Below are 7685 nucleotides of genomic sequence, written 5' to 3' on the forward strand. Positions count from 1 at the left end.
GATTTCGGATCGGCGATCGACATCTTCACCGGCCGCAGCCCGAGCGCCCGCAGGTGCACGTCGGTGCGGGCCTGAAGCGTCTCGCGCGCCACCCGCTTGAACAGGTTCTCCACCCGCCGCGCGAAGGCCTCGCCCTCGCCGCCGGAAACGATCAGCGGTCCGTCGGCGTCCTCGGTCAGGCGCGCCGCCCCGGCCCCGCCGGTCGCCGCCAGCCGGATGGGGCGGCCGAACAGGGTCACGGCGCCGCCGGGCTCGAGCGGCGCGCCCTGCGGCCGCGCCGCCAGCCGTTCACGCATCCAGCCGGCCTTGCTGCGGGCGAAGGCGACCACCTCCCCCAGCTTGCGCTCGGACGGGGCGACAAGCACCGCCTCGCCGGCGCGGCCGTCGATGCGGATCGACAGCCGCCGGGCCCGCGGATTGACCGACAGCCGCGCCGGGACGCCGACGGCGTCAGGCGGCAGCCGCTGGCCGTTCCGGTACTGCACAGAGAGCCTCGTTCAGGGCGATGAAGTCGCGCACGCGCGGATAGATGTCGTCGCGGAAGCGGCGGCCGTTGAAGACGCCGTAGTGGCCCACCTCGGGATGGACGTAGAGCATGCGCCGCTCGTCGGGCAGGCTCGGGCACAGGCCATGCGCCGCCTGGGTCTGGCCGACGCCGGAGATGTCGTCCTTCGCCCCCTCGACCGTCATCAGGCCGATGTCGGTGATCTTCGTCAGATCGACCTTGCGCCCGCGGTGCTCCAGCAGGCCGCGCGGCAGCAGGTGTTGCTGGAAGACGATGTCGATGGTCTGGAGGTAGAACTCCTCCGTCAGGTCCAGCACCGACAGGTATTCGTCATAGAATTCCTCGTGCTTCTGGGCCCCGTCGCCGTCGCCCTCAACCAGGTCCTGGAAGTAGCGCCAATGAGCGTCGACGTGCTTGTCCTCGTTCATCGACATGAAGCTGTAGAGCTGCACGAAGCCCGGATAGACCCGCCGCCCGAAGCCCGGATAGGGCCAGGGCACGGTGTGGATCATGTTCGACTTGAACCAGGTGAAGGGCTTCTCCTCCGCCAGCTGGTTGGTCACCGTCGGCGACAGGCGGGCGTCGATCGGCGACCCCATGAAGGTCATCGAGGCGGGCCGGTTCGGATCCTCGTCCTCGGCCATCAGGGCGCAGGCGGCCAGCACCGGCGGTCCCGGCTGGCAGACGCCGACGACATGGGCTCGCGGCCCGATCACGCCCAGCATCGTCCGCACGTGATCGATGTAATCGAAGAAGTCGAACCGCCCCTCCAGCATGGGAACCTGCCGGGCGTTGGTCCAGTCGGTGACATAGACATCGTGGTCCTGCAGGAAGACCTCGACCGTGCCGCGCAGCAGGGTGGCGTAGTGGCCCGACAGCGGGGCGACGATCAGCACCGCGGGCGCGGCGGCCGGCTTGCCGGCCCGCTTCAGGTCGCCGACGTTGCGGGCGAACCGCACCAGCCGGCACCACGGCGAGGACCAGACCACCTGCTCCGTCGTGCGAACCGGGCGATCAGCGACGGTCACCGTCTCCAGTCCCCATTCCGGCTTGCCGTAGCGGCGCGTCAGCCCCTCGAACAACTCGGCCGAGGCGTAGGCCGTGCGCCCCAGGGCGGTGTCGGCGACCGGATTGAGAGGAGAACTCCAGAACTGGCGGGCCAGCTGGGCCCCGAACCGGAACGGCGTCGCCGAATGGTAGGCGAGCTCGTGAAGCGAATACAGCATGCGTGTCCTGAGACGGCCCCCGCCGGTATATGGCAGGGCACCATAGAATGCGCCGCACTGCAAAAAGATTATCTTTGTTCAGTTTGTTGTGAACGGCGCCGCTTCCTCCGCGAGAACGGCGCACCCCGGACGATTTCATTGAACCGGACCGCCGGATGCCGGCACCTCTCATTCGACGAGGGATATGGGCGTGGCGATCAGGACCAAACAACAGCTCCTTGACGAATATCTGGTGGCCTCAGCGCGCACCGGCGACCGCAAGGCGTTCGAACTGCTGGCCCGGCGCTGGCAGGGCAAGCTGGTCGCCCACGCCTGGCGGCTGACCGGTGATGTCGATCTGGCCCGCGAGGCGGCGCAAGAGGGCTGGATCGAGATCGTGCGCGGCCTTGGCCGGTTGCGGGATGAGCGGGCCTTTCCTGCCTGGGCGTATCAGATCGTGTCGCGTCGTTGCGCCCGGCGGATCGGACGGCTGCAACGGGACCGGGCCCTCGCCGCCGCGGCCGCCGCCGAACCAGTGGGCGACTCAGCCGCGCCGGAACTGGGCGACGGGCCCGCCATGGCGCGGCTGCGGGCGGCGCTGGGCGGCCTGCCGCCGGAGCAGAGGGCGGCCGTCGGCCTGTTCTATCTCGAGGACATGGGAGTCGCCGGGACGGCGATCGCCCTGAACGTGCCGGCGGGCACGGTGAAGACCCGCCTGATGCATGCCCGCCGCAAGCTGCGTGCGGTGCTGGAAGGAGACCTGTGATGCAGGATATCGACCGGATGATCGAGGAGGCCCTTCAGGGCGAGGAACAGGCCCTGTTCCGCGAAACGGCCCGCGAGCCGGGCTTCTTCACGCAGGCGTTCGGACTGCTCGGCGGCCCCAACGGCTGGGTCAACGGCGTCATGGTGGCGGCCCAGGCGGCGCTGTTCGTCGCCGGCCTATGGGCGGGCTGGCGCTTCTTCGAGGCCGAGACGGCGCTGTCGGCCCTGCACTGGGGCCTGCCCGCCGCCGTGCTGGTGCTGGCGTCGCTGATCATCAAGACGGCGATGATGCCCGAACTGCAGGCCAACCGTCTGATGCGGGAACTGAAGCGGCAACAGCTTCAGGCGGCGGTGAACCGCAAGGCCTGATCCGAACGGCGATGGCGCGCCTAGCCGCGCGCCATCGCCCGCTCGATCACCTCGGCCGACCTCTCAGGCCCCAGCTCTTCCGCCACCGCGGTGCGGAACTTCCCGTCCGGCCCCATCAGATAGACGGTCAGCGAGTGGTTCATGGTGTAGTCCTCGCCCTCCCCGACCTTCTGGAAATAGGCCCTGTAGGCGTCGGCGGCGGCCTTCACCTGCGCCGGCGTGCCGGTCAGGCCGACGACGCCTTCGGGGAAGCCGTCGGTGGACAGGTAGTCCTTCAGCGCCTGGGGCGTGTCGCGCTCCGGATCGACGCTGACGAAGACGATCTGCAGATCCTCGCCCTTGTCGCCCAGCCGCCGCTTCGTCGCGTCGAGCGCCTGCAGCGTCGTCGGGCAGAAGTCGGGGCAATAGGTGAAGCCGAAAAAGACCAGGGACCATCTGCCTTCCAGCATCGTCTGGTCGACCGGGCGGCCCTCGTGATCGACCAGCTGGAAGGGCCCGCCGACATCGGCCTGGCCCGTGGAGACGACCTCGCCAGCCTGCAGGCCGGCCGCGGGGCGGTTGAGCACGACCAGGGTCACGGCGATCAGGGCCACGGCGATGACGGCGCAGGCGCCGGCGAACAGCAGGATGGAACGGCGCGGCATCTCGGCTCCGGGCAGGACGCGCCATGCGGGCGCGGCTGGTCTATAGAAGAGGCGTGAGCCCGACCCAAGACCCCCTGTCGTCGCAGTCCGCCACCGAAGATGCGGGCGGCCGCTTCGGCGGCTGGCGCAACCTGCCGCGCCGCAGCCGGGGCCTGTCACTCAGGACGCTGGTGATCCTGCGCTGGATGGCCATCGCCGGACAGAGCGCCACCGTCGCCGTGGCCACGGCCTGGTTCCACTTCGACCTGCCGCTGTGGGGCTGTCTGGCGGTGATCGCCGCCAGCGTGGCCATGAACCTCAACGCCACGGCCCGCCTCAAACGCAGCGACGGGTCGGCCCCCGACGGGGCCCTGACGGCGGCGCACCTCGGCTTCGACATCCTGCAGCTCTCGGCCCTGCTGGCCCTGACCGGCGGGCTGCAGAACCCGTTCTGCCTGCTGCTGGTGGCGCCGGTGACGGTGGCGGCGGCCTCGCTGCCGGGGCGGCAGGCGGCGCTGATGGGCCTGCTGGTGCTCGCCGCCACAGTAGGGCTGTTCTTCTTCTCCATGCCGCTGCCGTGGCAGGCGGGGACGGAGCTGGACCTGCCGCCGCTGTACCGCTTCGGCACCGGGCTGGCGCTGATCACCGGCGTGGTCTTCACGGCCGCCTATGCGTGGCGGGTGGCGGCGGACGCCGAGAAGCTGGAACTCGCGCTGGCCACCACCCAGGACGTGCTGCAGCGCGAGCAGCGGCTGGCGGCGCTGGGCGGGCTGGCGGCGGCGGCGGCGCACGAACTGGGCACGCCGCTGGCGACGATTCAGGTCGTGGCGCGCGAACTGTTGCGCGAGTCGGCCAAGGACGGCGCCGCGGCCGAGGACGCCGCCCTGATCCTGCAGCAGGCCGAGCGCTGCCGGGACATCCTGAAACAGCTGTCGCAGCAGCCCGAGGAGGGCGACTCCGCCTTCGCGGAAGTCGGGCTGAAGGCGCTGCTGGAGGAGGTTGTCGAGCCGCACCGCGGGTTCGATCTGGCTTTCGAGGTGACGGTGCGGACCGCCTCCGGAGAGGCCGCGCCGCGGGTGCGCCGCCTGCCGGAGGTGGTGCACGGTCTGTCGACCCTGGTCGAGAACGCCGCCGACTTCGCCAACGGCAAGGTGAGGGTGCAGGCGCTCGTCGACGCCGGTTTCATCGAGATTGAGGTGGTCGACGACGGCCCCGGCATTCCGCCCGACATCCTGCCCCGTCTCGGCGAGCCCTATGTGACCAGCCGGCCGCAGGGAAAGGCGCGGCGCGCCCTGGCCGCCCAGATCGCCGCTTCCGTGGCCGCCGCCGCGCCGGGGCGAAAAGGTCGGAAGAACGCCGGGGCCCCGCCGGCCGCCGAGGCCATCGCCCCCAGCCAGGGTGGCATGGGGCTGGGGTTCTTCATCGCCCGCACCCTGTTGGAGCGGACCGGAGGCAGGGTCTCGGTCGGCGCGGGCGACGGCGGCAAGGGTCAACCCAAGGGCGCCCGGGTGGCGGTGCGCTGGGCCCGCCCCGCCCTGGAAGTTCCGCCGTCGTGATGTCGCACCCCCGCCCTGAACCTTGACCGCGGCCCGGCGGTTACCGACTTGGAGTCCAGGAGAACGATGATGCCCGAGACCGAAGCCCGGATCGCCGCCCTGCCCGACAGGACCCTCCTGCTGCTCGACGACGACAACGCCCTGCGCACCCGGCTGGGGCGGGCGCTGGAGAGCCGCGGCTTCGAGGTCACCACCGCCGCCTCGGTGGCAGAGGCCCGCGACGCGCTGCGCACCGCCGTCCCCGCCTTCGCGGTGCTGGACATGCGGCTGGAGGACGGCAACGGGCTGAAGGTGGTCGAGGCGATCCGCGACCGGCGCGAGGACGCCCGCATCGTCATGCTGACCGGCTACGGCGCCATCGCCACGGCGGTGGCGGCGGTCAAGGCCGGCGCGGTCGACTATCTGCAGAAGCCCGCTGACGCCGACGACGTGGTCAAGGCCCTGCTGGCCACGGGCGAGGCCCCCGAGCCGCCGGACAATCCGATGAGCGCCGACCGGGTTCGCTGGGAGCATATCCAGCGCGTCTACGAGCTCTGCGACCACAACGTCTCGGAGACGGCGCGACGGCTGGGCATGCACCGCCGGACGCTGCAGCGCATCCTGGCGAAGCGCGCACCGCGCTGAGCGATCCTTGCCGCCGCCTGTCCCGGCAGGCACTCTCCCCCGGGCTGAACGGGGGAAACATGAAGATCGACATCATTGCGCTGGCCGTCGTGGCCGTGGCCTTGGCGGCGGCGGCGACCGGCTGCAGCTGGCTGCTGAACACCTATGCGCCGGACCTGTCGCCGGCCCGGCTGTTCCTGGAGGCCGACATAATAGCCAAACTGGCGATGCTGTTGCTGATGCTGCTGACCCTCCCGATCCTCGTGCTCGGCGTCTTCGGCGTGGCGGTGCGCAGCGCGGCCCGCTCGATGGCCATGATCCTGCGAATCGCAGCCCTCGCGGCCGGCGTGCTCGGCCTGCTGGCGGGAGCCTATGGCTGGCTGAACATCCAGACCGCCATCGCCAGGGTGGGGCCGGTCAGCATCGAGGTCACGGCCCCCTCGTGGGCCGAAGTCCTGCTCGTCGTGGCATATTCGATGTTGGTGGCCGGGTTCGCCCTGCTCTTCGCCGTCGGCGCGGGGTTGCGGGCCGGGACGCGCCGCAAGGTGTGAAAAAGGCCCCGGCGTTTTCACCGGGGCCTTCCTCAGTTTAGCGATGACGCCGGAGATCAGTCGCGACGGCGGCCGCGGCCGCGGTCACGATCGCCGCCGCCTTCACGCTTCGGACGGCCGCCGGTGTCTTCCGACATCGGGGGCTCGCCGCGTTCGGCGCGCTCGGCGTTGATCTTGTCGGTCAGGTCCTCGCCGGTCTCCTGGTCGACGACCTTCATCGACAGCTTGGTCTTGCCGCGATCGTCCATGCCGAGGAATTTCACCTTCACTTCCTGACCTTCGGTCAGGACGTCGGCGGGGTTAGCGACGCGCTCCATCGAGATCTGCGACACGTGGACGAGGCCGTCCTTGGCGCCGAAGAAGTTCACGAAGGCGCCGAAGTCGACGACCTTCACGACCTTGCCGGAATAGATCATGCCGGGCTCGGGCTCGGACACGATCGACGAGATCCAGTTCTTGGCCGCGTCGATCTTTTCCTGCTCGGAGGCGGCGATCTTCACCGTGCCGTCGTCCTCGATGTTGATCTTGGCGCCGGTCTTTTCGACGATCTCGCGGATGATCTTGCCGCCGGTGCCGATGATGTCGCGGATCTTGTCGGTCGGAACCTTGATCTGCTCGATCTTCGGGGCGAACTCGCCCAGTTCGGCGCGGGGCGCCTCCATGGCCTTGTCCATCTCGTCGAGGATGTGCAGGCGGCCGGCCGTCGCCTGGGCGATGGCCTTCCTCATGATCTCCTCGGTGATGCCGGCGACCTTGATGTCCATCTGCAGGCTGGTGATGCCTTCGCGCGTGCCGGCCACCTTGAAGTCCATGTCGCCGAGGTGGTCTTCGTCACCCAGGATGTCGGACAGGATGGCGAACTCGCCCGAGGGCTCGAGGATCAGGCCCATGGCGATGCCGGAGACCGGACGCTTCAGCGGCACGCCGGCGTCCATCAGAGCCAGCGACGAACCGCACACCGTGGCCATCGACGAGGAGCCGTTGGACTCGGTGATCTCCGACACCAGACGGATGGTGTAGGGGAACTCTTCCGACGAAGGCAGCATCGGGCGGATCGCCCGCCACGCCAGCTTGCCGTGACCGATTTCCCGACGGCCCGCGCCGCCCATCCGGCCGGTCTCGCCGACCGAATAGGGAGGGAAGTTGTAGTGGAGCAGGAACTTCTCCTTGTACGTCCCACTCAGGGCGTCGACGTACTGCTCGTCCTCGCCGGTCCCGAGCGTGGCGACCACGATGGCCTGGGTCTCACCGCGGGTGAACAGGGCCGAGCCGTGGGTGCGCGGGAAGACTCCGACTTCCGAGACGATCGGGCGGACCTTGTCGAGGGCGCGGCCGTCGACGCGATGGCCGTTCTCGATGATGTCGCGACGCAGGACCTCGGCTTCGCATTCCTTGAAGGCGGCGCCGAACTTGGCCGGGTCGACGCCGTCGGGGTTGTCATCGGTACGGACGAGGGCCTCGGCGGCCTTCTTTTTGGCCACGTCGACGCCCGAGCGGCGGTCGTATTT

At 69.8% G+C, this 7685-nt stretch carries 9 protein-coding genes; 5 read left to right on the plus strand and 4 right to left on the minus strand.

The features are described 5' to 3' along the window. A partial coding sequence (locus tag VEC04_RS00830) for a YgjP-like metallopeptidase domain-containing protein (RefSeq protein ID WP_324772867.1) occupies positions 1–485 on the minus strand: 485 nt, incomplete at its 3' end. Further along, positions 451–1731, minus strand: a complete 1281-nt coding sequence (locus VEC04_RS00835) for a polyhydroxyalkanoate depolymerase (RefSeq protein ID WP_324772869.1) — start codon at positions 1729–1731, stop codon at positions 451–453. The genes VEC04_RS00835 and VEC04_RS00830, both read right to left, overlap by 35 nt. A gap of 190 nt (positions 1732–1921) precedes the next feature. Here VEC04_RS00835 and VEC04_RS00840 point away from each other — a divergent pair, with 190 nt between their 5' ends. Together VEC04_RS00840 and VEC04_RS00845 are read left to right on the plus strand one after the other, a co-directional pair. Continuing rightward, positions 1922–2476: an RNA polymerase sigma factor gene (locus VEC04_RS00840; RefSeq protein WP_324772871.1), complete on the plus strand. Its 555-nt coding sequence runs from the start codon at positions 1922–1924 to the stop codon at positions 2474–2476. Further along, positions 2476–2844 (plus strand): DUF6768 family protein, encoded by a 369-nt coding sequence (locus tag VEC04_RS00845; RefSeq protein WP_324772873.1) that lies wholly within the window; start codon positions 2476–2478, stop codon positions 2842–2844. Before VEC04_RS00840 ends, VEC04_RS00845 begins: the two co-directional genes overlap by 1 nt. Before the next feature lie 20 nt (positions 2845–2864). Here the strand turns inward: VEC04_RS00845 and VEC04_RS00850 are convergent, their stop codons facing one another. Then, entirely contained in the window at positions 2865–3488 is a 624-nt protein-coding gene (locus VEC04_RS00850; RefSeq protein WP_324772875.1) for an SCO family protein, read from the minus strand. Positions 3489–3541: 53 nt separating this feature from the next. Between VEC04_RS00850 and VEC04_RS00855 the strand changes: the two genes are divergently transcribed. The 3 genes from VEC04_RS00855 (at position 3542) to VEC04_RS00865 (ending at position 6177) form a co-directional block, all read left to right on the plus strand. Further along, positions 3542–5023, plus strand: a complete 1482-nt coding sequence (locus VEC04_RS00855) for an ActS/PrrB/RegB family redox-sensitive histidine kinase (RefSeq protein WP_324772878.1) — start codon at positions 3542–3544, stop codon at positions 5021–5023. Positions 5024–5092: 69 nt separating this feature from the next. After that, positions 5093–5647, plus strand: coding sequence for an ActR/PrrA/RegA family redox response regulator transcription factor (locus VEC04_RS00860; protein WP_324772880.1), 555 nt, complete (start codon positions 5093–5095; stop codon positions 5645–5647). A gap of 59 nt (positions 5648–5706) precedes the next feature. Beyond that, positions 5707–6177, plus strand: a complete 471-nt coding sequence (locus VEC04_RS00865; protein WP_324772882.1) for a hypothetical protein — start codon at positions 5707–5709, stop codon at positions 6175–6177. Between the two features lie 56 nt (positions 6178–6233). Here VEC04_RS00865 and pnp read toward each other — a convergent pair. After that, a partial coding sequence (pnp, locus tag VEC04_RS00870) for a polyribonucleotide nucleotidyltransferase (protein ID WP_324772884.1) occupies positions 6234–7685 on the minus strand: 1452 nt, incomplete at its 5' end.

The sequence above is a fragment of the Brevundimonas sp. genome, assembly GCF_035626535.1.
GTDB lineage: Bacteria > Pseudomonadota > Alphaproteobacteria > Caulobacterales > Caulobacteraceae > Brevundimonas.

Excerpts from the sequence above, each read along its gene's own strand:
- VEC04_RS00835 (WP_324772869.1), bottom strand. The coding sequence starts at position 1,731 with ATGCTGTATTCGCTTCACGAGCTCGCCTACCATTCGGCGACGCCGTTC.
- VEC04_RS00845 (WP_324772873.1), top strand. The coding sequence starts at position 2,476 with ATGCAGGATATCGACCGGATGATCGAGGAGGCCCTTCAGGGCGAGGAA.
- VEC04_RS00850 (WP_324772875.1), bottom strand. The coding sequence starts at position 3,488 with ATGCCGCGCCGTTCCATCCTGCTGTTCGCCGGCGCCTGCGCCGTCATC.
- VEC04_RS00860 (WP_324772880.1), top strand. The coding sequence starts at position 5,093 with ATGCCCGAGACCGAAGCCCGGATCGCCGCCCTGCCCGACAGGACCCTC.
- VEC04_RS00865 (WP_324772882.1), top strand. The coding sequence starts at position 5,707 with ATGAAGATCGACATCATTGCGCTGGCCGTCGTGGCCGTGGCCTTGGCG.